The sequence below is a fragment of the Nocardiopsis changdeensis genome (assembly GCF_018316655.1).
GTDB lineage: Bacteria > Actinomycetota > Actinomycetes > Streptosporangiales > Streptosporangiaceae > Nocardiopsis > Nocardiopsis changdeensis.
The window spans coordinates 3,018,523-3,042,913 of sequence record NZ_CP074133.1 but is presented as its reverse complement, the minus strand read 5'-3'; the positions used below and the strand labels follow the sequence as shown (position 1 = coordinate 3,042,913).

At 73.6% G+C, this 24,391-nt stretch carries 22 protein-coding genes; 15 read left to right on the top strand and 7 right to left on the bottom strand.

Going from position 1 to position 24,391, the window contains the following annotated elements; genetic code table 11:
* Positions 1-7: 7 nt before the first annotated feature.
* Entirely contained in the window at positions 8-475 is a 468-nt protein-coding gene (locus KGD84_RS13600) for an NUDIX hydrolase (protein ID WP_220560700.1), read from the bottom strand.
* Positions 472-1,287 carry a TauD/TfdA family dioxygenase gene (locus KGD84_RS13595; protein ID WP_220560699.1) on the bottom strand — a complete coding sequence of 272 codons (816 nt, stop codon included), beginning with the start codon at positions 1,285-1,287 and terminating at the stop codon, positions 472-474. The genes KGD84_RS13600 and KGD84_RS13595 overlap by 4 nt, the downstream gene beginning before the upstream one ends.
* Before the next feature lie 161 nt (positions 1,288-1,448).
* Between KGD84_RS13595 and KGD84_RS13590 the strand changes: the two genes are divergently transcribed.
* The 4 genes from KGD84_RS13590 (at position 1,449) to KGD84_RS13575 (ending at position 4,912) form a co-directional block, all read left to right on the top strand.
* The gene (locus tag KGD84_RS13590) at positions 1,449-1,838 is read left to right on the top strand and encodes an NUDIX hydrolase (protein WP_255646515.1); all 390 of its coding nucleotides are present in this window, start codon (positions 1,449-1,451) and stop codon (positions 1,836-1,838) included.
* Positions 1,835-3,013: a helix-turn-helix domain-containing protein gene (locus KGD84_RS13585; RefSeq protein WP_220560697.1), complete on the top strand. Its 1,179-nt coding sequence runs from the start codon at positions 1,835-1,837 to the stop codon at positions 3,011-3,013. Before KGD84_RS13590 ends, KGD84_RS13585 begins: the two co-directional genes overlap by 4 nt.
* 142 nt (positions 3,014-3,155) lie before the next feature.
* On the top strand, positions 3,156-3,506 hold the full coding sequence (locus tag KGD84_RS13580) for a hypothetical protein (protein WP_220560695.1): 351 nt from the start codon (positions 3,156-3,158) through the stop codon (positions 3,504-3,506).
* Between the two features lie 188 nt (positions 3,507-3,694).
* Complete coding sequence (locus KGD84_RS13575) at positions 3,695-4,912, top strand: hypothetical protein (RefSeq protein WP_220560694.1); 1,218 nt, start codon at positions 3,695-3,697, stop codon at positions 4,910-4,912.
* A 166-nt stretch (positions 4,913-5,078) separates the two neighbouring features.
* Here KGD84_RS13575 and ilvA read toward each other — a convergent pair whose 3' ends face one another.
* A complete protein-coding gene (ilvA, locus tag KGD84_RS13570; protein WP_255647230.1) occupies positions 5,079-6,359 on the bottom strand; it encodes a threonine ammonia-lyase IlvA in 1,281 nt (426 codons plus the stop codon).
* 291 nt (positions 6,360-6,650) lie between these two features.
* Between ilvA and KGD84_RS13565 the strand changes: the two genes are divergently transcribed.
* The 4 genes from KGD84_RS13565 (at position 6,651) to KGD84_RS13550 (ending at position 10,916) form a co-directional block, all read left to right on the top strand.
* Positions 6,651-8,108, top strand: coding sequence for an alanine/glycine:cation symporter family protein (locus KGD84_RS13565; protein WP_220560692.1), 1,458 nt, complete (start codon positions 6,651-6,653; stop codon positions 8,106-8,108).
* 301 nt (positions 8,109-8,409) lie between these two features.
* The gene (locus tag KGD84_RS13560; protein WP_220560691.1) at positions 8,410-9,072 is read left to right on the top strand and encodes a hypothetical protein; all 663 of its coding nucleotides are present in this window, start codon (positions 8,410-8,412) and stop codon (positions 9,070-9,072) included.
* A 27-nt stretch (positions 9,073-9,099) separates the two neighbouring features.
* Entirely contained in the window at positions 9,100-10,230 is a 1,131-nt protein-coding gene (locus KGD84_RS13555) for a sensor histidine kinase (protein ID WP_220560690.1), read from the top strand.
* A complete protein-coding gene (locus tag KGD84_RS13550; protein ID WP_220560689.1) occupies positions 10,227-10,916 on the top strand; it encodes a response regulator transcription factor in 690 nt (229 codons plus the stop codon). Before KGD84_RS13555 ends, KGD84_RS13550 begins: the two co-directional genes overlap by 4 nt.
* A 56-nt stretch (positions 10,917-10,972) precedes the next feature.
* Here the strand turns inward: KGD84_RS13550 and KGD84_RS13545 are convergent, their stop codons facing one another.
* A complete protein-coding gene (locus tag KGD84_RS13545; protein ID WP_220560688.1) occupies positions 10,973-12,241 on the bottom strand; it encodes a purple acid phosphatase family protein in 1,269 nt (422 codons plus the stop codon).
* 379 nt (positions 12,242-12,620) lie between these two features.
* Positions 12,621-13,574, bottom strand: a complete 954-nt coding sequence (locus KGD84_RS13540; RefSeq protein ID WP_220560687.1) for a helix-turn-helix transcriptional regulator — start codon at positions 13,572-13,574, stop codon at positions 12,621-12,623.
* 62 nt (positions 13,575-13,636) lie between these two features.
* Between KGD84_RS13540 and KGD84_RS13535 the strand changes: the two genes are divergently transcribed.
* Positions 13,637-15,871 carry an ATP-binding cassette domain-containing protein gene (locus KGD84_RS13535; protein WP_220560686.1) on the top strand — a complete coding sequence of 745 codons (2,235 nt, stop codon included), beginning with the start codon at positions 13,637-13,639 and terminating at the stop codon, positions 15,869-15,871.
* Here KGD84_RS13535 and KGD84_RS13530 read toward each other — a convergent pair.
* Entirely contained in the window at positions 15,857-17,263 is a 1,407-nt protein-coding gene (locus KGD84_RS13530) for a serine hydrolase domain-containing protein (RefSeq protein ID WP_220560685.1), read from the bottom strand. The genes KGD84_RS13535 and KGD84_RS13530 overlap by 15 nt on opposite strands.
* Before the next feature lie 251 nt (positions 17,264-17,514).
* Here KGD84_RS13530 and KGD84_RS13525 point away from each other — a divergent pair, with 251 nt between their 5' ends.
* From KGD84_RS13525 to KGD84_RS13510, 4 genes are read left to right on the top strand one after another with little or no spacing between them, the layout of a single operon-like run.
* A complete protein-coding gene (locus KGD84_RS13525; RefSeq protein ID WP_220560684.1) occupies positions 17,515-18,762 on the top strand; it encodes a class I SAM-dependent methyltransferase in 1,248 nt (415 codons plus the stop codon).
* Positions 18,763-18,789: 27 nt separating this feature from the next.
* Complete coding sequence (locus tag KGD84_RS13520; protein ID WP_220560683.1) at positions 18,790-19,533, top strand: class I SAM-dependent DNA methyltransferase; 744 nt, start codon at positions 18,790-18,792, stop codon at positions 19,531-19,533.
* Between the two features lie 2 nt (positions 19,534-19,535).
* Positions 19,536-20,156, top strand: a complete 621-nt coding sequence (locus KGD84_RS13515) for a dTDP-4-dehydrorhamnose 3,5-epimerase family protein (RefSeq protein ID WP_220560682.1) — start codon at positions 19,536-19,538, stop codon at positions 20,154-20,156.
* The gene (locus tag KGD84_RS13510) at positions 20,146-21,066 is read left to right on the top strand and encodes an NAD-dependent epimerase/dehydratase family protein (protein ID WP_220560680.1); all 921 of its coding nucleotides are present in this window, start codon (positions 20,146-20,148) and stop codon (positions 21,064-21,066) included. Before KGD84_RS13515 ends, KGD84_RS13510 begins: the two co-directional genes overlap by 11 nt.
* 15 nt (positions 21,067-21,081) lie before the next feature.
* On the opposite strand, the gene KGD84_RS13505 is transcribed toward KGD84_RS13510, so the two are convergent.
* Entirely contained in the window at positions 21,082-22,191 is a 1,110-nt protein-coding gene (locus KGD84_RS13505) for a DegT/DnrJ/EryC1/StrS family aminotransferase (protein ID WP_220560679.1), read from the bottom strand.
* A gap of 235 nt (positions 22,192-22,426) precedes the next feature.
* Between KGD84_RS13505 and rfbB the strand changes: the two genes are divergently transcribed.
* Together rfbB and KGD84_RS13495 are read left to right on the top strand one after the other, a co-directional pair.
* Positions 22,427-23,404, top strand: a complete 978-nt coding sequence (gene rfbB, locus KGD84_RS13500) for a dTDP-glucose 4,6-dehydratase (RefSeq protein ID WP_220560678.1) — start codon at positions 22,427-22,429, stop codon at positions 23,402-23,404.
* Positions 23,405-23,605: 201 nt separating this feature from the next.
* Positions 23,606-24,169, top strand: a complete 564-nt coding sequence (locus KGD84_RS13495; RefSeq protein WP_220560677.1) for an NADPH-dependent FMN reductase — start codon at positions 23,606-23,608, stop codon at positions 24,167-24,169.
* The last annotated feature ends 222 nt before the right edge of the window (positions 24,170-24,391 follow it).

Here is a 24,391-nt window from a genome sequence, read left to right as displayed (position 1 = left end):
ATCCCGGTCAGGTTTCGTCGCCCTGGTTCACCAGGGCGAGGAGGCCGTGGAGGTTCGCTTGGAGGAAGTCGGCGAGCCGGGGCGGCAGGAGGCGAATGTCCGCGAGAGTGTCACGGGTGGCGGGAACGGCGACCACCTCGTAGGTGCCGCGGCCGGGTTCGGTGAACTCGGCCCCGGTACGCTGCCCCAGGTCAGCGGAGAGCAGCCGGGCGACGAAGACATGTTGAAGGCCCACGCCTCCGGGAAGGTCGTCGGTGATGAGCAGGACCTGGCGGACCCGGTCGATCTTCCCACCCAACTCCTCGGACACCTCGCGGTGCAGCGCGGCCTCTGCGTCGGCGTCCTCCGGCTCCAGCCCGCCGCCCACGGAGACCCAGTAAGGCTCCTGCCCGGGTTTGGTGCGCTTGATGAGCACCAGCCGCCGGTGCTCGTCGAACAGGAGGGCGCGGGCGCTCTGCTTGACGATCTTCGTCATGTCCACCCTTTTCCGGTCGTGCGTTCGAGGTCGGTAAGAAGTACGGGGAAGCCGCGTTCCGGGGAGAGACCTTCACGCAGTTCTCCCAGGGCCCGCAGCATCGTGCGCGGCCCTTGGAAGGAGCGGCGGCCGTGGAGCCAGCGGGTGTTGTCGAGGATGAATCCCTGTCCCGGCTCTAGAAGCAGAGTCTTCGTGTGCCTGCCTATGACCTTCCTCAGAATCGCCACATGGGGCAGGGTCTGGGGTGCGAAGCGGACGAGTTCGTCCAGGCGCAGACGGATCATCCACCTTCCGGAACTGAGAGGTTCGAAGATCGATCCGGCATGGCCGGCTGCTCCCCCGAAATAGGCGGTACGCGGACCCGACAGCACACGCCATGACTCCGGTTCGGTCCGAGCGAGGTCCTCGGCCACGGAGCGACCGTCGATGAGAAGGGTCTCTCCGCCGTGGAGTCCAGGCGTCAGGCACACGAGCATGAGCAGGTGCGGAGGAACCGTCGTGCACGACCGCTCCGTGTGCGGAAGAAGCTCCGCGTCGCTGAACCCGCGCTTTCCGAGCGTTTCCCCACTCTCTCGGGCATGCAGCAGGGTAAGCCCGTCAGGGTCCGCGTCGGGGTGGGGGTAAAGGGCCGCCAGGCCTCGGGCCAGACGCGCGAACGCGCTTCGGTCAAGGATTCCCGTGAAGGTGGCCAGGCCGTCTCCGGAGAGGGCGGACCACAGGCGCCGTTGGAAGTCGGAGCCGTGCAGGTCGACAAGGTACCGGATGAGGAGGGAGCCGTCGTCGACGGCCGGAGGGAGTGTCGTCTCGTCCACACCGCTCAGCTTCACGGACCGGCTTCGGGAAGGTCCAGTGACAATCCGTCAAGGCGGTGTCCACCGAAAACCGGGCGGCCCGATGCTAGTTTCGCTAGCGTCGAGCCCGTACGCCTTCGAAAGCGAGCCCTCCCGTGTCGGACACCCCCTACGTTCCGCGTATGTTCCCCGTCTCCGTCAAGGGGGTGGTGATCCGTGACGACCGGGTACTGCTGCTGCGCAACGAGCGCGATGAGTGGGAACTGCCCGGCGGCAAGATCGAGATCGGAGAGACCCCCGAGGAGTGCCTGGCCCGGGAGATCGAGGAGGAGACGGGCTGGCCGGTCGAGGTGTCCGCCGTCCTCGACTCGTGGATCTATCACATCACCCAGGTCGACCGGCACGTCTTCATCGTCACCTACGGGTGCCGCGTGGACTCCCGGGCGCCGGTCGTGGTCTCCAGCGAGCACAAGGAGGCGGGCCTGTTCACCGAGGCCGAGGTCCCCGGCCTGCCGATGCCAGAGGGTTACAAGCGCTCGGTGCTGGACTGGTTCTCCCGATCGCGCGCATGAGCGCCAGGCCGGCGGCGCGCTGGCTCTGGTTGCTGCCCGAAGCACGCCAGGCCCTGGAAAGCCGTGAACTCGCGGTGATCCTTCGCTGCTACCGCAGGTTGACAGGACTGTCCCAGGCGGCGATGGGTGAGCTGTTGGGCTACGACCCCTCCTATATCTCCCTTCTGGAGCGTCGCCAGCGCACCATCGGCGACCGCCAGGGCTTGGCGCACATCAGTCGGGTTCTGTCGATCCCTCCCCACGCCTTGGGGATCAGCACCGAGGAAGACGCGGACTTCCTTGCGGCCCTACAGTTCGGGGAGTCGACCGTACGGCTCGCGGAGATAGCCCGGCAGGCCGGACGCGCAGCCGAAGCAGTCGAGGAGCTGTGGCCCCTGGTGGCACGGTTGGAGGCTCGGCTCAAGGAAGGGCTTGTCGACCATGGGACCGCATCCCTGCTGGCGCGGGCACGCGCGACGCTGGGAACGTCGCTGGGTCACGTCCTGGCGGAGGAAAGGCTGTACTTGGCCGCCTACTGGACAGGGCAGGCCATGCGCTTGGCCCGCCACCTGGACAACAGCTCCTTCCTCGGCCACACCCTACGCATGCACGGCAATGAGCTGAGAAAGGCAGGCCGCCACGGTGCCGCCATCGCGCGACTGACCGAGGCCGCCGAACTCTCCCATGAGACGCAGGAACGCGGACAGACCCTGATCCTGCTCGCCCGCGCGGCAGGCGAACAGGGAAACACGGAACTGCATGATGGCTCCGTGGCCGCCTCCGAGCGGTTGATGGATGAAGCAGGGCCGAGCGGAATCCTCTTCACCTCCTTCTCCCTGCGCGAGGTGCGCATGAGGGGGCTGCTGGAAACCGGGCGCACCGCTGCTGCAGCGAAGCTGGCCCAGTCACGCCCGGGACCAGGAGAGGCCCCGGCCCCTCAGTGGGCGGCCATCGAGGCGGTCACCTCGGCCGACGCGCTGTCAGCGGCGGGAGACCTCACCAGTGCACATGCCCTGTACGACGAAGCACTTTCGCTCGCCGCACGCCACAGGCTGCCGCACCAGGTTCAACGCGTCGTGAGGAGCGTTCGGATACGGGAATTCGAAGGTATCCGTGCCCGTGCCCGGACAGAATTAGAGAACCTACACCGGCACGGGGCACCTATCGGTGCTTTTCCGGGCGTCTCAGGACGGTGAGGCCAAGCCTCCACCCTTCACACGAAGGCCTCCGCCAACTTCGAGCAGAGGGGATAAACAGGACAGCGGACCAGCGGTTTTCCGGGTCCCCTGAGGGGGCTAGGGTGCCGCGCATCGGCCACGGTGTGAGAGGTGCGGTTCCTTGTTCGACGTCACGGCTTTGAGCGACCGGGAGTTCCTGGCGCTGGTGGGGAAACGACCCGGCATGTACACCGGAAGGACGTCCTTCGAACTGGCGGTCGCCTTCCTCCACGGGTACGAGAGTCACGCGCAACGTTGCGGGAGATCCGTGCTGGGCGGGTTCGACGCGTGGATCGAGGCACGGGGGACCCCGCGCGGCGTCACCGGCTGGTGGGGCCAGGCGCGCAGGATCGCCTTCCCCGACGAGGAACGCCTCAGGGACCTGACTCGCGAAGAGGAGGAACACGCCGTCGCCACGCTGTTCCGGCTCCTGGACGGGTTTCTCGCCGCGAAGGAGGAGGGGCGGACGTGAGCGACGACGCCCTCTCGGTGATCCCGACCGACCCGTGCTAGCGGCCGGGCCGCCGTGTTGTGCCCGGCCGACGGGCTCGTCCGGGTGGGGCGGGCGCCGGGGCATCCGGTGCGGACGGTTCGGGCGCACATCCGACCGGTGGTTCCCGGTACGGTCGGCTTGTCACCCCGCCTCAGGACAGGACCCCCATGCCCGCCTCCTCCCCCGCGCCCGGCTCCGGCCGGGTGGACGTGCGCAAAGACCAGGTGCAGTACTGGATCGGCAGCTGGATCGGTTTCGGCCTGATCCTGCTGTTGCCCGTGGGGCTCGGCGCCGGCGCCCGTTACGCCGCGTACGTCAGGGGCAACGTCGAGGACCCGTCCGGAGACCTGGTGGTGTTCGGGGTCCTGGGCGCCCTGCTGCTCGTCCCGCTCCTGGCGCTGGTGCTGACCGGCCCGCGCCACCTGGCGGAGCAGGGCGTGGAGGTCGGCGACCGGGGCATCGGCCTCGTGCGTGAACGCCGGTCATGGGCGCGCGGCGGCACGGTGTTCGTCCCCTGGCGGGACGTGCACCTGGTCACCCGGAGCGTGAGCAAGGGGTCCGCCCCCGGGCGCACCCTGGAGATCCACCTGAAGCGGGGGGACGGGGTGTCCGAGCCCGTGGTGCGGTGGGCGACGCTCGTCCCCGCCGGGAGGAACTGGAAGGGGACGACGGCCTCGCGGCCCCGGATCGTCGTCACCCTGGGCGATGACCTGCTGAGCCGCGTCGAGAAGGAGATCGGGGTCTGGCGCCCCGCCGGGGCGGGGCGGGCCCGGTCGGCGGCGCCTGAGGCGGTGAAGTCGGCGGCCGCCGCGGAGTCCGCGCCGGAGGCGGCCCCCGGGCCCGCCGGGGCCGGCGTGCGGCGGGTGGACATGCGGTGGCAGCAGGCCGCCGGCTGGCTGGTGACGACCGTGGTCTGCGTCTACTTCGCGCTCGGGCTGGCCGTGCTGACCGTGGTCTCGGCGGTGAACGGGGAGTACGGAGGCGCGGGCGTGATGCTGTTCCTCACCGTCTTCTTCGCGCTGGTCAGCCGCCCGCTGTTGCGGAGAACACCGCGCTACACGACCGTGCAGGGCGTCGAACTGGACGATGAGGGCATCACCCTGGTGCAGGAGCCGAAGGGCTCGTTCGCGGGTGTGCGCGCCCGCATCCCCTGGTCGGAGGTGCTCGGCGTGAGCCAGGACGTGGGGATCGACCACCAGGCTTCGGGTCGGAAGCCGCAGTTCTCCGTCGACGTGGTGACCCGCGAGCCCCTGTACGGCGTCGACCTGCCGCACTGGGTCGGCCTGGAGCGCGAGAAGGTGCGGATCAAGCCGAATCGGGCCCGGCACGGCGAGCTCGTCCGCGCGTTCCGCGCCGTCCGCCCCGACCTCCTCCCCGGCGGCTGACCGCACGACGGATCTGCCCCGGGCGCAGACCTGACCGCAGGCACAGAGCCATTCGAGCGTCCAGTGCAGGCGGCCGTCCTCGACGGACTGACCCGCCCAGCCGGTGCGGGCTCCGCCGCAGGCCGTGCACGGTTCGGTCAGTTCCACGGCGCGGTCGTGCACGGGGTCAGACCAGGAAACCGAAGAGGGGGCTGTCCGGGCGGACCCGCTCGATGCGGTGCGGGGCGGCCTCCATGCGCTTGAGCATGGGCTCCAGGTCCTCCGGCGCCCCCAGCTCCACGCCCACTAGGGCGGGGCCGGTCTCGCGGTTGTTGCGCTTGACGTACTCGAACCGGGTGATGTCGTCGTCCGGTCCCAGGATGTCGTCGAGGAAGCGGCGCAGCGCGCCCGGCTCCTGGGGGAAGTCCACCAGGAAGTAGTGCTTGCGCCCCTCGTGGACCAGCGCCCGCTCGACGATCTCGGCGTACCGGCTCACGTCGTTGTTCCCGCCGGAGAGCACGCACACGACCGTCGCGCCCTCCGGGAGGTCGACGTCCAGGTCCAGCGCGGCGGAGGCGAGCGCGCCCGCGGGTTCGCTGATGATGCCGTCGGTCTGGTACAGGTCGAGCATCTCCCGGCAGATGCGCCCCTCGGGCACGGCGACCAGGTGCGGCGGGCGCTCGGCCGCCACCGCGTGGGTGATGCGGCCGACCCGGCGCACGGCGGCGCCGTCCACGAACGGGTCGAGGTGGTCCAGGTCCACCGGCCGCCCCGCGCACAGGGCGGCCGCCATGCTCGCGGCCCCCTCCGGCTCGGCGCCGATCACCCGGACCCGCGGGTGGTGCACGCGCAGCCAGGTGAGCGTCCCCGCCAGGAGCCCGCCGCCGCCCACCGGCACCACGACGGCGTCGGGGGCCCGGCCGAGCTGCTCCACGGCCTCCTTGACCACGGTGCCCTGCCCGGCGATGGTGCGCGGGTCGTCGAAGGCGGGCAGCAGGGTCATCCCCAGCACCTCGGCGTCGGCCCGGGCGGCCGCAGCGGCGTCGTCGTAGGTGTCCCCGGCGACGATGACGCTCACGCTCCCCCCGCCCAGCGCGGTCACCCGCTCGCGCTTCTGGCGCGGGGTGGTCCTGGGCAGGTGGATGCGCGCCCGGATGCCCAGCGAGGCGCACGCGAACGCCACCCCCTGGGCGTGGTTGCCCGCGCTCGCACAGACCACGCCCAGCTCCCGGCGCGCGGGGTCGAGCGAGCGCACGAAGTTGAGGGCGCCGCGCCCCTTGTAGGAGCGGACGGCGTTGAGGTCCTCGCGTTTGAGCCGCACGTCCAGGCCGTAGCGCGCGGAGAGGCGCTCGTTGCGCTGGAGCGGGGTGGGCGCGATGACGTCGGCGAGGCGGGCGGCCGCCTCCTCCACCTGCGCGGCGGTCACCCGCGCGGGCGCCGCGTCCCCGTACCGGTCGTTGTCGTTCACCGTGGTCCTCGTCGTCGCGGGCGTGGGGCCCGGCTCCGCCGGGGGGCGGGACTCCGGACCGTCCGCTCCGACCGTACAGCGTCCCATGGGTGTTCGGGTGGCACTCGCGCCCCATCGGACACAGGGGCACCCGGGTCCGGCGACGCGCACGGGTCCCGATGCCACCACGGTCGGGCAACGATTACGTGACAGGAGGTGTCCTGTCGGTCGCTCCGTGTTTGATGCGGGCGAATCGGGCGAGAAAGGCCCTTCGTACTGACCTCCTCTGTGGAAACGGTGATCCTCTCTCCCATGCAAGGGCTGACCGACGCCATCGGCGCCTTCAACAACGACCTCTTCTGGCCCCTGGTCATCGTGGTGCTGGTCGCCGCGAGCCTGTACTTCACCGTCCGCCTGGGGCTGGTGCAGCTGCGCCTGCTGCCCGACATGTTCCGAGCGCTGGGCGGCTCCACACAGACGGACGGCGACGGCAGGCGCTCCATCTCGTCCTTCCAGGCGTTCGCGGTGTCCGCCGCGGCCCGGGTCGGCACCGGAAACGTCGCGGGCGTCGCGACCGCCATCTCCCTGGGCGGTCCCGGCGCCGTGGTATGGATGTGGATGATGGCGCTCCTGGTCGGCGCGGCCAGCTTCGTGGAGTCCACGCTGGCCCAGCTGTGGAAGGTGCCCTACCAGGGCGGCTTCCGGGGAGGCCCCGCCTACTACATGCAGTACGGGCTCGGCAGGCGCTGGCTGGGCGTGGTCTTCGCGATCACCATCACGGTGACCTTCGGCTTCGTCTTCAACGCCGTGCAGGCCAACACCATCTCCACGACCCTGGCCGGGTCCGCCGCGGAACTGGGCGCGGACACCGGCGCCATGCCGTGGCTGCCCGCCGCCATCGGGCTGGGCCTGGTGGCGCTGACCGCCGCGGTGATCTTCGGCGGCATCCGGCGCATCGCCCACGTCGCCCAGCTGCTGGTGCCGTTCATGGCCCTCGCCTACCTGCTGCTGGGTGTGGCGGTCGTCCTGATGAACATCGAGAAGGTCCCCGGCGTCCTGGCGCTCATGTTCACCCACGCGTTCGGGCTGCGCGAGATCGCCGCCGCCGGGCTGGGCACGGCGATCATCCAGGGCGTGCGCCGCGGGATGTTCTCCAACGAGGCCGGGCTGGGGTCGGCGCCCAACGCGGGCGCGACGGCGAGCGTCAGCCACCCGGTCAAGCAGGGGCTGGTGCAGACCCTGGGCGTCTACTTCGACACCCTCGTCGTCTGCTCGGTCACCGCCTTCATCATCCTGGTGTCCGACCCGGCCTACGGCGAGGACCTGGGGGCCACGATGACCCAGGACGCCCTGGGCGCGAACCTGGGCGCCTGGGCGGTGCACGCCCTCACCGTCATCATCTTCCTGCTGGCCTTCACCTCGGTGCTGGGCAACTACTACTACGGCGAGTCCAACGTCGGCTTCCTCAACCCGAGCGAGAAGCTGCTGACCGCGTACAAGTGGGTGTTCCTGGTGGCGACCTTCCTGGGCTCCATCGGCTCGATCCAGCTGGTGTGGACGCTGTCCGACACGACCATGGGCTTCATGGCGCTGGTCAACCTGGCGGCGATCGTCCCGCTGGCGGGGGTCGCGCTGAAACTGCTCAAGGACTACACGGACCAGCGCAGGCAGGGCCTGGACCCGGTCTTCACCGCGGACCGGCTGCCGGGCCTGCCCAACGTGCAGTGCTGGGACCCCGAGCCCGAGAAGGCGGGGAAGGCCCCGGTCTGAGCCTCGGCAGGCCCGTCCGGCCGTCCCGCCGGAGGGGCCCGCCGCGTCCGGCCGCGGCGCGGGCCCGGTCGGCCCGGCAGGCCCGGTCAGGCCTGCCGGGCCTGCCGGGCCGGGGCGGCGTCGGCCGTGCGCGCTAGCTCCTACCCCGGTAGGACTCCCGGGACCGGACCCCGGTCCGACGCCCCGGGGCCGCTCCCCCGGCAGGGTGGGGCGCATGGCCACTCCTCCCGAATCCGCTCCTCCCGCGTCCGCGCCCGCTCCGACCCGCGCCCTCCCGGTCCGGTGGGTGGGTGGCGCGTGCATGGTCCTCGCCCCCCTGCTCCTGGCGGCCGGCATGCTGCTGCGCCTCCCCGCCGCGTTCACCCCCGCCGCGCAGCTCACCGCCTATGAGCACCACCCCGCCGCCATGGCCGCCTCCCACGCCCTCACCGGGACCGCGCTCCTGCTGCTGATGCCCGCCGCGGCGGTGCTCGCGGCGCGCGTCGCCGAGCGCGCCCCCGCCTGGGGCCTGTGGGGCGGGCTCGCGGTCGTGTCCGGGCTGGCCGCCCGTGTCTTCCACGCCGGGGCGGACCACATGGCCCTCCGGTCGGCCGAGGCGGTCGGGGCCGCCGCCACCGCCCGGGTCGTCTCCGAGACCTACGGTGCCTTCCACGTGTTCTCGACGCTGAATCTCGTCCTCCCGGCCGGCTGGGGCGTCCTCGCGTTCGGCGCGCTGCGCGCCCGGGTCCTGGGGCCGGTCCGCGCCCTGGCCCTGGCCGCGACCGCGGCGCTGCCGCTGGGCGTGCTGAAGGGCACCGCGCCGCTGTCGCTGGTCGCCGTGGCCGGGCTCGCGATCGCGCTGGTGCCCACCGGGGTGGAACTGCTGCGCGCCCGGCCCAGGCCGCGGCCGGCCGCGGTCCTGGGGTGGGGGGCGGCGGCCCTGGCGGCGCTGGCGGCGCTGACCGTCCTGGGCCGGCTGGGCTGAGCACACCGGTATCGGTACCTTTACGCCATGGATTCCCGCGATGTCCGTCGCCCCCGTGTCCAGGACCTGGTGGCGGCGGTCGCCGCGACCGCGGTCTACACGGGCTTCGCGCAGCTGCCCGGGACCGACGGGCAGCCCGCCTACCCCGGCCCGCCCTGGCTCGCCGTCGCCATCGCCCTCGGGGTCGGCGCGCCGCTCGTGTTCCGCCGCCGGTGGCCCCTGGCGGCGTTGGGCGTGATCCTGGCCGCGCTCACCGCCGCCACCCTCCTGGACCTCACCCGGGAGCCCTATCTGGCGGCCGCGCTGGCCGCCCACACCGCGGGGTCCGCGCCGCCCTCCCGGCGTTCGGCGTCCGCGCTCGCCGCCGCGCTGGCGGTGGTCTGCGCCGGGGTGTACGCCGGTCAGGCGCTGGTCACCCCCTCCGGTGACCGGGCGGAGGCGGTCGGCCTGGCCCTGCTGGTGGCGGCGGTCGTCGGCGGCGCCTGGGCGCTGGGGTCCGCCGCCCGGGCCCGGAGGGAGCGGGAGAGCCGGTGGGAACGGCACCTGGCGGAGCGGGCGGCGGCCGAGGAGCGGCTGCGGATCGCCCGTGACATGCACGACGCCGTCTCGCACACCCTGGGCCTGATCACGGTGCGCGCGGGTGTGGCCGCCCACGTGCCCGAGGCCGACCCGCGAGCCGCGCTCCGGGACATCGAGGAGATCGGCCGGTCCGCGCTGACGGACGTGCGCCGCACCCTCGGGGCGCTGCGGGAGGGCGGACCGCTCTCCCCCGCCGACGGGGACCTGCGGGAGGCGATCGAGGACGCGGAACGCGCCGGGGTCGACGTGGAGTCGTCGGTCGGCGGCCTGGGGTCCCTGGCCGACGGCCCGCGGGCCCTGGTGCACCGGATCGTGCGGGAGGCCCTGGCCAACGCGGTCAAGCACGCCACTCCGACCCGGTGCCGGATCACCGTGGCCGTCGGGGGCGGCACGGTCGCCGTCGACGTCGTGGACGAGGGGCCGGCGGGCAGGCGGAGGCCCCGCCTCCCGGGCGGGCACGGGCTGGCGGGCCTGCGCGAACGGGTGCTGCTGTACGGCGGCGAGCTCTCGGCGGCGCCGCGCCCGGGCGGCGGGTTCGCGGTCTCCGCGCGCCTGCCGGTCGCGGAGGAGGGGCGGTGACGGGTCCCGGCGTCCGGGTGCTGGTCGCGGAGGACCAGGCGATGCTCCGGGGCAGCCTCCGGTTCCTGATCGACCACACCCCGGGGATGGCCGCCGCGGGCGAGGCCGCCACCGGGGCGGAGGCGGTGGAGGAGGCGCGGCGCCTGCTGCCGGACGTCGTCCTGATGGACATCCGCATGCCGGTCCTGGACGGCATCGAGGCCACCCGCCGGATCTGCGCGGACCCCCGGACGTCCGGGGTCCGCGTGCTCGTCCTCACCACCTTCGACCTGGACGAGTACGTCTACGCGGCGCTGCACGCGGGGGCGGCGGGCTTCCTGCTCAAGGACACCCCGCCCGCGAAGATGATCGAGGCCGTCGGCGTCGTGGCCTCCGGGGAGTCGCTGCTGTCGCCCTCGGTCACCCGCCGGCTGATCGCCGCCTTCGTCCGCGGCCCCGGGGCCGGGCGCCCGTCCGCCCTGCCGGGGAGTGTCACGGAGCGGGAGACGGAGGTGCTGCGGCTGGTCGCCTCGGGGTTCTCGAACTCGGAGCTGGCCGAGCACCTGCACCTGAGCATGGCCACGGTCAAAACCCACATCGGCAGGCTGCTGGCCAAGCTCCACGCCCGGGACCGGGCCCAGCTGGTGATCGCCGCCTACGAGTCCGGGCTGGTGGGCGCCGGGCGCGCGGAGCGGCCCCGCGCCTAGGGCGGGCCCCGCCGGGAGGGCCGCGGCGCCCCCGGGGCCGGGGGCGCCGCTCCCGGTCAGAGCGTGTCGGTGACGCGCTTGCCGTCGCTCTTGTCGATGGTGAAGGCGTCCACCACCGTGCCGTCGGCGGTGCGCGCGGTGTAGACCAGCCGGTCGCCGTCGACCTCCACGGCCTGGAAGGTCGGGGTGTCGGCGATCTGGACGCGGGCCTCGGCGCCGTTGGAGGTCCAGTTGCCGTCGGAGACGTCGTACATCTTGGTGCCGGTCACCGCGACGGTGTAGACGGTCCCGGTCTGCACGGCCGGGTCGTCGGTGCGGTTGGCGGTGAGGTTGCCGCGGGCGTAGGAGTGGTCGTGGCCCTGGAGGACCAGGTCGACGCCGTGCTCCTCCAGGGTGTCCAGCCAGGCGTCGCGCAGCGGCCGGTTGTCGCGGCTGGGGCTGTTGGAGAAGACGGGGTGGTGGAAGGTGACCACCGTCCACTCGTGGGGGTTGGACTCCAGGGTGTCCGCCAGCCACCGCTGCTGGGTGTCCAGCCAGGAGCGGGTGCTCAGCGGGGCGGCGTTGCGGTAGTTGGAGTTCAGGACGACGAACCGCACGCCCTGGTAGTCCGTGTGGTAGACGGTCTCGGGCAGGTGGCGGCCGCCGGTGGGGCCGTTGCCCGCGCCGGGGAACTGGGCGGTCCAGTAGCGGCTCAGGGACAGCAGCGAGTACTCGTGGTTGCCGGGGGCGGTGATGTGGTTCATGGTGCCCGCGGCCTCGGGGCCGATGGCGTCGAACCACTCGGTCCACTCCGACTCGCTGTCGGCCGTGTTGATGAGATCGCCCGCGTGGACGGCCAGTTCGGCGTCGGGCTCGGCGGCCAGGGCGGCCCGCACCATGGTGGCGCCGCCGGTGGAGATGCCGTTCTGGATGTCGCCGAAGTACAGGAACGTGAAGGGGTCGGCGCCGGAGGAGGCCGTGGTGAAGACCCGCCAGGGGCTGAAGGAGGTCCCGTCGCCGACGCGGTACCGGTAGTCGGTGCCGGGGGTCAGGCCGGTGGCGGTGGCGGCGTGGAAGGTGCCGTTGACCGAGGCGGTGTCGGCGCCCTCGACGGTGTCGACCCGGTCGGGGTCGGCGGCCGGGGCGATCTGGAGCACCGGGTCGCCGGAGCCGTCCGAGCGCCAGGTGAGGGTCTGCGAGGTGGCGGGGTCGGCGGTGGGGGTGAGGATCACGCGCTCGGGGTCGGTGGCCGCGGTCGCGGCGGGGGCGGTGGCGGCGACCGCGGTCAGGGCCAGGAGGGTCGAGCCGAACAGGGCGAAGGCGCGGCGGGCGGCGAGGGGGGACACGGGGGGTGCCTTTCTGCCGGGGAACGCTGACGCAGCGACGGTAGCCGCCCGGGGGCAACGCGGTGTGAACGGTCGGGGACCATCGGTCGCGACCCGGTGAACGCCGTACGTGCGCACTGTTACCGCCCCAGCGCAGGGGGTCGGCGGTGTCCCCCGGGGCCGGGGGCGGCCGGCGGAGGACCTCGCACCCGGGCCCGGGTGGCGCTCCACTCGGCCGGAACGGTACAGCGAAGGCCGGGGCGGGCGCCGCCGGGTCCGGGCGCCCTCGGCGGCCCCGGCCGTGGTCGGCGGACGCCCCCGCACCCGGTCCGGTGGACACGGCGGCCGGGCCTGGGCGGCGCCCACCCGGGTCCGGAACGGCGCCGCGGACGGCCGGGGCCTACCGCTGTCCCGCCAGGCGGGCGCCGAAGGCGCGCAGGGCCGCCCGCACCTCCGGCGGCCCGTGCACGGTGACGTCGGCGTCCAGGAACGCCAGGGGCGTGAGCAGCCACTCCCAGGTGTCGGCCATGACCGCCACCCGGGTCCGTTCCCCCGCCAGTGCCTCGACCTCGGCGTCGTGCTCGGCGAAGGCGTCGGCGACCGCCGCAGCGGGCGCGGTCACGGTGAGGACGACCCGTGTGCGCTCGCGGTCCAGGCCGCGCCGGAGGTACTCCGCGGCGGTGTCGGCGGGCAGCGGCCGGGGTGTGAAGGCGTCGTGCGTCGTCCGCAGGCCGTCCATGCGGTCCGTGCGGAACACCCGCCAGTCCTCGCGGCCGGTGTCCCAGGCCAGCAGGTACCACCGGCCCCGGTGGTGGACCTGCCGGTGGGGCTCGACCCGCCGCGAGGACTCCCGCCCGGTGCGCCCCCGGTAGTCGAAGGCGACGGTCCGCCGGTCCCGGATCGCGTCGGCCAGGGCGGCCAGGCTCCCGGCCGCGGTGCCCGGCCCGGGCGGCGTCGTGCTCTCCAGGCTCTCCCGGAGGCGGGCCGCCCGGTGCCGCAGCCGCGCGGGCAGGTACTGGTCGACCTTGCCGTAGGCGCGGGTGGCGGCCTCCTCCACACTCCCGCCCTCGGCCGCGCCGCCCGCCGCCAGGGCGGCCAGCGCCAGCAGGGTCGCGGTCGCCTCGTCGTCGTCGAACACCAGCGGGGGCACGAAGGAGCCCGCGACCAGCCGGTAGTGACCGCCGGGCCCGGGCCGGGTGCTCACCGGGTAGCCGTAGCCGCGCAGGCGGTCCACGTCGCGGCGCAGCGTCCGGGGGCTGACGCCCAGCCGCGCGGCCAGTTCCTCCCCGGTGAACGAGCGCCCGGACTGGAGTGTGGTGAGCAGGGCGAGGGTGCGCCCGGTGACGTCCGCCATGGGTCCAGTCTCGCCGATATCGCGGCCGGATTCCGGCCACATCTGCTCGTAGCGTCGCCGGTATGGAGACCAACGCGGTGATCCGCCTGCGCGGAGTGCGGACCAACAACCTCAAGTCCATCGACCTCGACATCCCGCGCGGACGCCTGGTGGTGTTCGCGGGCGTGTCGGGTTCGGGCAAGTCGTCTCTGGTGTTCGGCACGGTCGCGGCCGAGGCCGGGCACCGGCTCAACGAGACCTTCCCCCCGTTCGCCCGGGAGCGGCTGCCCAAGTGGAGCCGCCCCGACGCCGACCTCGTCGAGGGGCTCTCCCCCGTGGTGGTGGTCGGGCAGCGGCGGCTGGGCGGCAACGCCCGCTCCACCGTCGGCACCGCCACCGGGGTCTGGGCGTACCTGCGGCTGCTGTTCTCCCGGATCGGCACCCCGCACGTGGGCGAGGCCTCCCGGTTCTCGTTCAACGACCCGGCGGGGATGTGCTCGGCCTGCTCGGGGCTGGGCGAGACCGTGGTGAGCGCCGTCGACCGGTTCCTGGACCTCGACCTGTCGCTGGCGCGGGGGGCGATCCGGGTGCCGGGGTTCGGCGACGGCCGCCACTGGTACGAGCGCTACGCCGACATCGGCCCCTTCACCGCCGACACCCCGCTGCGCGAGTGGACGCCCGAGGAGCGCCGCGCCCTGCTGTACGGCGGAGAGCACGCGGCGCGGCTGGGCACCCGGCCCGCCCGCGAGTACGAGGGGATCGTGGAGCGGTTCGAGCGCATCCACCTGCGCTCCGGCGGGGAGGCCTCCGAGCGCAAGCGCGAGGTGACGGCCCGGTTCACCCGCGCGGCGCCCTGCCCGGAGTGCGGGGGCGACCGCCTGAACGCGGCGGCCCGCGCCGCCACGGTCCGCGGCCGCACCCTGGGCGGGCTCGCCCGTACCGAGATCGCCGACCTGGCCGCCTGGGTGCGGGAGGTGGACGACCCCGCCGTGGCCCCGGTGGTGGCCGGGCTGGAGGCGCGCCTGCGGGCCCTGGTCGGGATCGGGCTGGGGTACCTGCACCCGGGCCGGGGCACCGCGAGCCTGTCCGGCGGCGAGTCCCAGCGGATCACGACCGTCCGGTACCTGGCCGGGGGCCTGGTGGGGATGACCTACATCTTCGACGAGCCCACCACGGGCCTGCACCCGCGCGACGTCGCGTCGATGACGGAGCTGCTGCTCCGGCTGCGCGACCTGGGCAACACGGTCCTGGTGGTCGAGCACGACCCGGCCGTCATGGCGATCGCCGACGAGGTCGTCGAGATCGGCCCGGGGGCCGGGGCCGACGGGGGCCGGGTGGTCCACCAGGGGACCTTCGGCGCGCTGCGGTCCGCGGGCACGGCCACCGCCGCGGCCCTGGCCGCCCGGGCGCCGGTCCGGTCCGTGCCCCGCCCGGCCACCGGGGCGCTCACGGTGCGCGGCGCCCGCCGCAACAACCTCAAGGACGTCACCGTGGACGTGCCCACCGGGGTGCTCACCGTCCTGACCGGCGTCGCCGGCTCGGGCAAGTCCAGCCTGGCGGCGGAGCTGGTCGAGGGGCACAGGGCGGTGGTGCTCGACCAGCGGCCGGTGACCGCCCACCGGCGCTCCACCCCCGTCACCTACACCGGGATCGCCGCGCCGCTGCGCGCGCTGTTCGCCGAGCGCAGCGGGCTGCCCGCGGGCCGGTTCAGCGCCAACTCCGAGGGCGCCTGTCCCGAGTGCCGCGGGCTGGGCACGGTCCGCGTGGACCTGGCGTTCCTGGAGGCCGAGGAGGTCCTGTGCCCGGTCTGCGAGGGCCGGCGCTTCACCGAGGAGGTGCTGCGCCACCGGGTGGCGGGGCTGACCATCGCCGACATCGACGCCCTCACGGTCGCCGAGGCCCTCGCCCTGCTGCCCGACGAGGCGATCCGGACGGCGCTGCGCCGCCTGGACCGGGTGGGGCTGGGCCACCTGCGGCTGGGACGGCCGCTGACGAGCCTGTCCGGCGGCGAGTGCCAGCGCCTCAAAATCGCCCGGGAGCTGCGCGACGCCGCCGGCCCGACCCTGTACGTCCTGGACGAGCCCACCACCGGGCTGCACCCGGGCGACGTCGCCGTGCTGCTCGGGGTGCTGGACCGGCTGGTCGAGCGGGGGCACACCGTGGTCGTCGTCGAGCACGACGTGGACGTCATGCGCCACGCCGACCACCTCATCGACCTGGGCCCGGGGCCGGGCGAACGCGGCGGGCGGGTCCTCTACCAGGGACCGCCCGCCGGGATCGTCGGCACGGCGACCGCCGAGGCCCTACACGGCGGGTGAGTCCACCCGGGGCAGGGCGCGGCCGTTGCGGTGGGCGTACTCCTGCCCCGTCTCCAGCCGGTAGAAGGTCACCGGCGACCAGGTCACGGCGTCCTCGGGGCGGGTGGCGTACACACCGGGGGCGACCGCCGCCATGGGGTGCTCCTGGACGGGGTCGGGCCGCAGCTCGGCCAGCGGGCCCAGGGCGGTGCTGCGCAGCACCGGGCCGTCCGCGCCCGCCAGCACCTCCAGGCGCCCGGCGGCGCCCTCGTACACGCCCAGGTGCGGGGTGACGTCGTGGTGCGGCGGGTCGGCGGGCGGTTCCAGGGCGCCGGGGACGCGCACCCCGGCCAGGGCCTCGAACACCTCCCGGTACAGGTCCTGGTAGAGGTCGCGGGTGCGGCCGCCGTTGGTGAGCAGGGCGACGGCCAGGCCCTCCCCGGGCAGCAGGCGCAGGAACGCGGACTGGCCGATGGTGTTGCCGTCGTGGCCGATGGCGCGGTGCCCGTCCCAGTCGTAGCGGATCCAGCCCAGCCCCCAGGAGTCGCCGAGGGTGTAGGGGTCGGGCAGGCCCACCTGCGGCTCGGCCATGGCGCGGACGGTGTCCCGCGACAGCAGGCGGGTCCCGTCGGCCGTGGTGCCGCCGCGCAGGTGGAGGGCGGCGAAGGCCAGCACGTCGCCGACGTCGGCGGTGACGCCCCCGGCCGGTCCGATGGCCCGGGGCAGCCCCCACTGCGTGGTCCGCACCGGGTCGGGCAGGCCCTCGACGTGGCCGGTCGCGGGGTCGTTCAGCAGGGCGTGCTCGGGCAGGGTGCCGGTGCGCTCCAGGCCCAGCGGCGCGAAGAGGCGGTCGCGCATCGCCTCGTCCCACACCTGCCCGGTGAGGCGTTCGATGATCCGGCCCAGCAGCACGAACCCGGAGTTGCAGTAGGAGAAGGTGGCGCCCAGGGGGTGGACGCGGAGGGCGTCGGCGAGCGGTGCGACGTAGCGCTCGATCGCGTCGTCGCCGCGGCCGGTATCGGTGAACAGGTCGCCGTCGATGCCGCTGGTGTGGGTGAGCAGGTGGCGGACGGTGACCCCGGCGGTGGTGGCGCCGGCGGAGGGGACGAGCTCGGGCAGGACCTCCGCGACGGGGGTGTCCAGGGCCAGCAGGCCCTCCTCGACCAGGCCCATGACGACGGTGGCCGTCCAGACCTTGGAAACCGAGCCGATCTGGAAGGCGGACCTGGGGGTGACAGGGTGGCCGGTGTCGGTGTCCAGGACGCCGTGCGCCACCGCGGCGGTCTCCTGCCCCCCGTCGGGGGACAGGCGCAGGATGCCGAGCTGGGCGCCGGGGACGCCGTGCCGTCCGGCGAGGTCGGACAGCCGGGCGGCCCAGTGGCCGGGGTCGAGGGGGGTGGGTTCGTCGGGCAAGGTGCTCCCCTGTCGGTCGTGGCCGGTGGGTCCCGGTACCGGGGCCCACCGGCCACCCTAGAACGTGCCCCGCGCTCCGGGCCGGGCCCCCTCCCGGCCCGCGCCGCGCGGCCCGCCGACCTGACACGCGCCGGGACCGCCCGTGGCCGATCCGCCGCCCGGCGGGCATGCTCGGGCCAGATCGCTCCGGCCCCGGCGGCCCGGACCCGGGGTCCGGGCCGCCGGGGCGACACCGCTCAGGAGGAGACCCCATGGCCGCGTCCGCGCAGTCCCCGCCCGCCACGACCCGGTGCCGCGTCTGCGGCGGGTCCGTCGAACGCTTCCTCGACCTGGGCCGGCAGCCGCTCTCGGACGTCTTCCGCTCGCCGCAGGACGACACCGAGGAGTTCTTCTACCGGCTGCACGTGGGGCAGTGCGGCTCCTGCTCCATGGTGCAGCTCATGGAGGAGGTCCCCCGCGAGCGCATGTTCCACGCCGACTACCCGTACTTCTCCAGCGGCTCCTCCGTCATGCGCGAGCACTTCGCCGGCACGGCGCGGGGCTTCCTGGAGACGGAGCTGACCGGGGACGACCCGCTCATCGTCGAGATCGGCTCGAACGACGGGGTCATGCTCTCCACCGTGCGCGACGCGGGCGTCCGCCACGTCGGGTTCGAGCCGTCGGGGAGCGTGGCCGCGGTGGCGCGCGGCGCCGGGATCCGGGTGCGGGAGGAGTTCTTCGAGGCCACCACGGCGGAGGCGCTGCGGCTGGAGGAGGGCCCCGCGGACGTCATCTTCGCCGCGAACACGTTCTGCCACATCCCCTACATCGACTCCGTCCTCAAGGGCGTGGACGCCCTGCTGGGGCCGGACGGCGTCTTCGTGTTCGAGGACCCCTACTTCGGCGACATCGTGTCCCGGACCTCGTTCGACCAGATCTACGACGAGCACTTCTTCCTGTTCTCGGCGACGTCGGTGCGCGCGATGGTGGCCCGCCACGGCCTGGAGCTGGTCGACGTGCGGCGGCTGCCGGTCCACGGCGGCGAGGTGCGCTACACCATCGCCCGCGCGGGCGCGCGGCCGGTCTCGGACGCCGTGACCGCGCTGATCGCCGAAGAGGAGGAGCGGGGGCTGCACTCCCCCGAGACCCTGCGGGCCTTCGCCGGGTCGGTGGCCTCGGTCAGGAACGGCCTGATCGCCCTCCTCGAGCGGATCGTCGCGGAGGGCGGGACGGTGGACGCCTACGGCGCCACGGCCAAGAGCGCGACCGTCGTCAACTACGCCGGGCTGGGCCCCGGCCTCATCCGCCGGGTCTACGACAGCACCCCGGCCAAGCAGGGCATGCTCACCCCCGGGGCGCACATCCCCGTGGTGCCGCCCGCCGCCCTGCGCGAGGACCCTCCCGGACACCTGCTGCTCTTCGCCTGGAACCACGCCGAGGAGATCATGGAGAAGGAGCGGTGGTTCCGCGAGCAGGGAGGCCGCTGGGTCCTCTACGTCCCCGAACCGCACACGGTCTGACCCGGCGCAGCCGACGAGGAGTCCGCCATGAACAGCCCCTCCGCACCGCTCTCGGGGATCTACCGGTCCTCGGCCGACCTGTACGAGGCCATCTACAGCCGCCGGGGCAAGGACTACGCCCGCGAGGCCGGGCAGATCGCCGCGCTGGTGCGCGAGCGCCGGCCCGGGGCGGCGTCGCTGCTCGACGTCGCCTGCGGGACCGGCTCGCACCTGGAGCACCTGAGCTCGCACTTCGAGCACGTCGAGGGGATCGACCTGGCCCCCGACATGGTGCGGGTGGCCCGCGCCAAACTCGCCGACGTCCCCGTCCACATCGGCGACATGCGCGATTTCCGCATCGACGGCCGGTTCGACGTGATCACCTGCATGTTCAGCTCCATCGGCTACGCCGGCGGCGAGCGCGGGCTCGTCGAGGCGCTCGACACCTTCGCGCGGCACCTGGCGCCGGGCGGGGTGATCGTCCTGGAGCCGTGGTACTTCCCCGAGACCGCCCTGGACCGCCACGTCGTGGGCGACGTGATGACGGTCGGGGACCGGACCATCGCCCGGGTCTCGCACGCGGTCAGGGAGGAGGGGGCGCACCGGATGCGCGTCCACTACGTGGTCGCCGATCCCGCGGAGGGCATTCGGGCCTTCGAGGACGAGCACGTGCTGGCGATCATCGAGCGCGGGATCTACGAGAAGGCGTTCGCGGCGGTGGGCTGCGACGTGGACTACGTCGAGACGGAGGGCCCCGGCCTGTTCGTCGCGACCTCGCGACGGAACGGGTGAGGATGCGCGCGCGTCAGCTGTCGATCCCGGGGGCGCTGGTGTTCACGGCCCCGGTGTACTCCGACCCCCGCGGCACGTTCACCTCGCCGTTCCTGGCCTCGGCCTTCGCCGAGGCCGCGGGGCACCCCCTGTTCGCCCCGGCGCAGATCAGCCACAGCCGGTCGCGCCGCGGCGTGGTCCGCGGGGTGCACTACACCGCCACCCCGCCGGGCATGGCCAAGCTCGTGCACTGCCCCCAGGGCCGGGCCCTGGACTTCATCGTCGACCTGCGCACCGGCTCGCCGGCGTTCGGGCGGTGGGAGAGCGTCGAACTGGACCCCGCCTCGGGGAGGTCGGCCTACCTGCCGGTGGGTGTGGGCCACCTCTTCGTCGCCCTGGAGGACGACACCGTGATGTCGTACTTCCTCTCCCGGGAGTACGTCGCGGAGAACGAGCGGGCCGTCGCCCCCTTCGACCCCGACCTGGGGCTGGAGATCCCGCCGGGGCACACGCAGATCTCCGAGCGCGACCGGGTGGCCCCGTCCCTGGGCGAGGCCGCGCGGCTGGGGGCGCTGCCCGACTACCGGGAGTGCCTCGTCCTCGAACAGTCCCTCCACGCCGGGGAGGGCGGCCGTGTCCGGTGAGCGGGTCGCGGTGATCGGCGCGACCGGCTGGGTGGGGCGACACGTGTGCGCCGCCCTGGCCGCGCACGGCCACGGGGTCGTGGCGCTGGCGCGGTCGCCGGCCGCGCACCTGTCCGGGTACCCGTTCCACCCCGTGGACCTGACGTCCGTGCGGCCCAGAGCGCTCGCCGGGCTGCTGCGTTCGGAGCGGGTGACGGCGGTGGTGAACGCGACCGACGCGGCCAACGCCAGGGACGGGTGGCACCGGCCCGACGCGGTCGTGCACGAGGCGAACACCACGGCGGCGCTGACCCTGGTGCGGGCCGTTCGGGAGCTGGCGGACCCGCCCCGGCTGGTGCACCTGGGGACCCTGCACGAGTACGGCGAACAGCCGTGGGGCGGGCGGGTCCGCGAGGACGAGCCGGCCCGCCCCCGCGGCGCCTACGCGCGCAGCAGGCTGATCGCGAGCGAGACGGTGCTGGCCGCGGCGGGCCCGGGGGTCCCGGACCCGGCGGTGCTGCGGCTGGCGAACGTGTGCGGGCCGCACCCCTCCCCCGCCTCCTTCCCCGGCCTGCTCCAGCGGTCGTTCCGCCGTGCCCTGGCGGGCGAGCGGCCGTCGCTGCGGATAGCGGGGGACCACCGCGACTACGTCGACGTCCGGGACGTCGCCCGCGCGGTGGTGCGCGCCTGTGAGCGCGGCGGGGGCCTGGTCAACATCGGCGGGGGCCGCGCCGTCGCGGTCAAGGACATGGTCGCCCGCATGGTGGAGGTGACCGGGGTGCCCGCGGACGCCGTCGAGCAGACGCAGGGGGACGTGGACGGGTTCGGCGGCGGATGGTCCCTGGCCGATGTGTCCGCCGCCGAACGCCTGCTGGGCTGGCGTCCCCGGATCCCCGTGGAGCGCTCCCTCCACGACATGTGGCACGCGTGAGCGTTCCGGCCCCGGTCAGATCCGGGCCAGGACCTCCCTCAGGGCACCGATGACCTTGTCCTGGGCGCCCTCCGACAGCGACGGGTACATGGGCAGCGAGAAGATCTCCCGGGCCAGCCGCTCGGTCACCGGCAGGTCGCCCTCGGAGTAGCCCAGGTGCGCGAACCCGCTCATGGTGTGCACCGGCCAGGGGTAGCTGATGTTGAGGTGGATGTCGTGTTCGCGCAGCGCCTCGATGATCGCGTCCCGGCGCGGGTGGCGCACCACGTGCACGTAGTACACGTGGTCGTTGCCGGGGGCGGTCCGGGGCAGGATCAGGTCGGTGTCGGCCAGGGCCTCGGCGTAGCGGCGCGCCACCCGGCGCCGCCCCTCGATGTAGGCGTCCAGGCGGGCGAGCTTGCCGCGCAGGATCTCGGCGTGCACCTCGTCCAGCCGGCTGTTGTGGGCCGGGGTGGCCACCGTGTAGTAGCGCTCCTCCATGCCGTAGAAGCGCAGGCGGCGCAGGTTCGCGTCGACCCCGGCGTCGGGGGTCAGGACGGCGCCGCCGTCGCCGTAGGCGCCCAGGACCTTGGTGGGGTAGAAGGAGAAGGCGGCCGCGTGGCCCATGGTGCCCGCGATCCTGCCGTGGTGCCGGGCGCCGTGCGCCTGCGCGCAGTCCTCGACGACGGCCAGGCCGTGCTCCTCGGCCAGCCGCAGCAGCGGCTCCATGTCGACGCACTGGCCGTACAGGTGCACCGGCAGGAGCGCCCGGGTCCGGGGCGTGATGGCGGCGGCGACCTGCTTCACGTCCATGAGGAAGTCCTCCTCCCGGACGTCGACGAACACCGGGGTGGCGCCCGTGGAGTGGATGGCGACCACGGTGGGCGCCGCGGTGTTGGAAACGGTCACGACCTCGTCGCCGGGGCCCACTCCGAGGGCCTCCAGCGCGAGGACGAGCGCGTTGGTGCCGTTGTCCACTCCCACGCAGTGCGCCGTCCCGTGGTAGCCCGCGAACTCCCGCTCGAATCCGCGGACACTCTCGCCCAGGACCAGCTGCCCGGAACGGAAGACCCTGTCGACCGCGGCCAGGATCTCTTCCCGTTCGGCTTCGTACTCTTCCACGTAGTCCCACACCCGCATGGCCATGACCACTCTTTCCCGTGTGAAATTCGACGAACCGAGGCTCGCAGGAAAGGATATGCGTGTCAATGGCGTCGATCCATTTTTTTCAACCTGACAAACCAGCGCGTAAATCCTTGCCGCATTGGCTTTCACAACCATTATTTTCAGGTGATCGGAGGTTTCAATACGATCAGCGCCGCCCTCTGTGAATGAAACCTTCGCGACCGCCGGTCGAACACGGGGCGGGCACGGAGGCACCATGAGGATTCTGGTGACCGGGGCCGCGGGATTCATCGGCGCGCATTTCGTGCGTTCCGTCCTGGAGGACCTGCTGCCCGGGACCGAGGGGGCGCGGGTGACGGCGGTCGACCTGCTCACCTACGCCGGGGACCGCCGGCGGCTGCCCGAGGAGTCGTCCCGCCTGTCGTTCGTCCGGGCCGACATCACCGACGCGGCCCGGATGGACGGGCTCGTCCCGGGCCACGACGCGGTGGTGAACTTCGCGGCGGAGAGCCACGTCGACCGCTCCATCGCGGCGGCCGAGGCGTTCGTGCGGACCAACGTGCTCGGGACCCACGTCCTGCTCGACGCGGCGCGGCGCGCCGGCGGGGTCCGCTTCCTCCAGGTCTCCACCGACGAGGTGTACGGCTCGATCGAGACGGGCTCCTGGGACGAGTCCTGCCCGGTGGCCCCCAACTCGCCCTACGCGGCCTCCAAGGCCGCGGCCGACCTGCTCGTGCAGTCCTTCGTGCGCACGCACGGACTGGACGCCCGCATCACCCGCTGCTCCAACAACTACGGGCCGTTCCAGCACCCGGAGAAGCTGGTGCCGCGGTTCACGACCTCCCTGATCAAGGGCGGGCGGGTGCCGCTCTACGGCGACGGCCTCAACGTCCGCGAGTGGCTGCACGTGGACGACCACTGCCGGGCCCTGGGCCTGGTCCTGGCCAAGGGCGAGCCGGGCCGTGTCTACAACATCGGCGGCACCGGGCGCACCAACCTCGACGTGACCCGGCGGCTCTTGGAGCTGCTCGGCGCCCCGGAGTCGTCCGTGGACCGCGTGGCCGACCGGGCCGGGCACGACCGCCGCTACTCCGTGGACGACACCCGGATCCGCACCGAGCTGGGGTACGCGCCCCGCGTGCCCTTCGACGAGGGGCTCGCGTCCACCGTGGCCTGGTACACGGAGAACCCCGACTGGTGGGGGCCGCTGCGCGGGGACTCCGCGGCCGGGTGAACGGCGCGGGCCCCGGCCGGCCGAACGGGCGTCCCCCGCGAACGCCCTTCCTGCGGTTACGGCGGTTCGGGCCGGACCGGAACACGATCACAACCATTCCGGAGCCCCCGGGGGGCACAGTGGTCCGCAACCCTGCACCCCGGGCCGAACGGCCGGACCGCCAGAGAGGACCGTTGCACGGTGGAGAACGAGCGTACACGTGTGGCAGTGATCATCGGGAGCATCCGCAAGGACCGCTTCTGCGCGACCCCTGCCGCGTGGGTGGCGGAGCGCGCCCGCGCGCACGGCGACATCGACGTGGATCTCATCGACCTCGCCGAGGCGGACCTCCCGGTGGTCCTGCCCGGGGACGACGGGGAGCAGGCGCCCGACCGGGTCCGGGCGCTGGGCGAGCGCCTGGCGGCGGCGGACGCCTTCATCGTGGTGACACCGGTCTACAACCGCGGCTACCCCGCGTCGCTGAAGAACGCCATCGACTGGTTCTTCCAGGAGTGGGTCGCCAAGCCCGTCGGCTTCGTCAGCTACGGGGGCGTGGGCGGCGGCCTGCACGCGGTGGAGCAGCTGCGCCCGGTCTTCAGCGAGGTCCACGCCGCCACCATCCGGAACACGCTCAGCTTCCCGAACTTCTGGGACCGCTTCGACGCGGAGGGGCGCCCGGTGGAGGTGGAGGAGACGGAGATCGCCGCCAAGGCCTTCCTCGACCAGCTGATGTGGTGGTCCGACGTGCTGCGCGAGGGCCGCCGGAAGCGGCCGTACGCCACCTAGAAGGGCCCGCGCGGGAAATCCGGGGGAATTCGCCGACCCGGGCGCCGTCCCCGGCGCCGGACGCCTTTCGGCGCGGGCGGGCGTTCACAGAGGCCCGGGGGAAATCCCGGGAAACGAACACGGAATGGGGTCCCGATCGGGACCCGGCGGGAGCCGGCGCCGGATCGGCTCATCCGGGCGGACATCCGGCCCGGCGCCGGCGCCCGCTATTCCGAGATGCGG

Excerpts from the sequence above, each read along its gene's own strand:
- KGD84_RS13600 (WP_220560700.1), bottom strand. The coding sequence starts at position 475 with ATGACGAAGATCGTCAAGCAGAGCGCCCGCGCCCTCCTGTTCGACGAG.
- KGD84_RS13590 (WP_255646515.1), top strand. The coding sequence starts at position 1,449 with ATGTTCCCCGTCTCCGTCAAGGGGGTGGTGATCCGTGACGACCGGGTA.
- KGD84_RS13585 (WP_220560697.1), top strand. The coding sequence starts at position 1,835 with ATGAGCGCCAGGCCGGCGGCGCGCTGGCTCTGGTTGCTGCCCGAAGCA.
- KGD84_RS13575 (WP_220560694.1), top strand. The coding sequence starts at position 3,695 with ATGCCCGCCTCCTCCCCCGCGCCCGGCTCCGGCCGGGTGGACGTGCGC.
- KGD84_RS13565 (WP_220560692.1), top strand. The coding sequence starts at position 6,651 with ATGCAAGGGCTGACCGACGCCATCGGCGCCTTCAACAACGACCTCTTC.
- KGD84_RS13560 (WP_220560691.1), top strand. The coding sequence starts at position 8,410 with ATGGTCCTCGCCCCCCTGCTCCTGGCGGCCGGCATGCTGCTGCGCCTC.
- KGD84_RS13555 (WP_220560690.1), top strand. The coding sequence starts at position 9,100 with ATGGATTCCCGCGATGTCCGTCGCCCCCGTGTCCAGGACCTGGTGGCG.
- KGD84_RS13540 (WP_220560687.1), bottom strand. The coding sequence starts at position 13,574 with ATGGCGGACGTCACCGGGCGCACCCTCGCCCTGCTCACCACACTCCAG.
- KGD84_RS13535 (WP_220560686.1), top strand. The coding sequence starts at position 13,637 with ATGGAGACCAACGCGGTGATCCGCCTGCGCGGAGTGCGGACCAACAAC.
- KGD84_RS13525 (WP_220560684.1), top strand. The coding sequence starts at position 17,515 with ATGGCCGCGTCCGCGCAGTCCCCGCCCGCCACGACCCGGTGCCGCGTC.
- KGD84_RS13520 (WP_220560683.1), top strand. The coding sequence starts at position 18,790 with ATGAACAGCCCCTCCGCACCGCTCTCGGGGATCTACCGGTCCTCGGCC.
- KGD84_RS13515 (WP_220560682.1), top strand. The coding sequence starts at position 19,536 with ATGCGCGCGCGTCAGCTGTCGATCCCGGGGGCGCTGGTGTTCACGGCC.
- KGD84_RS13505 (WP_220560679.1), bottom strand. The coding sequence starts at position 22,191 with ATGGCCATGCGGGTGTGGGACTACGTGGAAGAGTACGAAGCCGAACGG.
- rfbB (WP_220560678.1), top strand. The coding sequence starts at position 22,427 with ATGAGGATTCTGGTGACCGGGGCCGCGGGATTCATCGGCGCGCATTTC.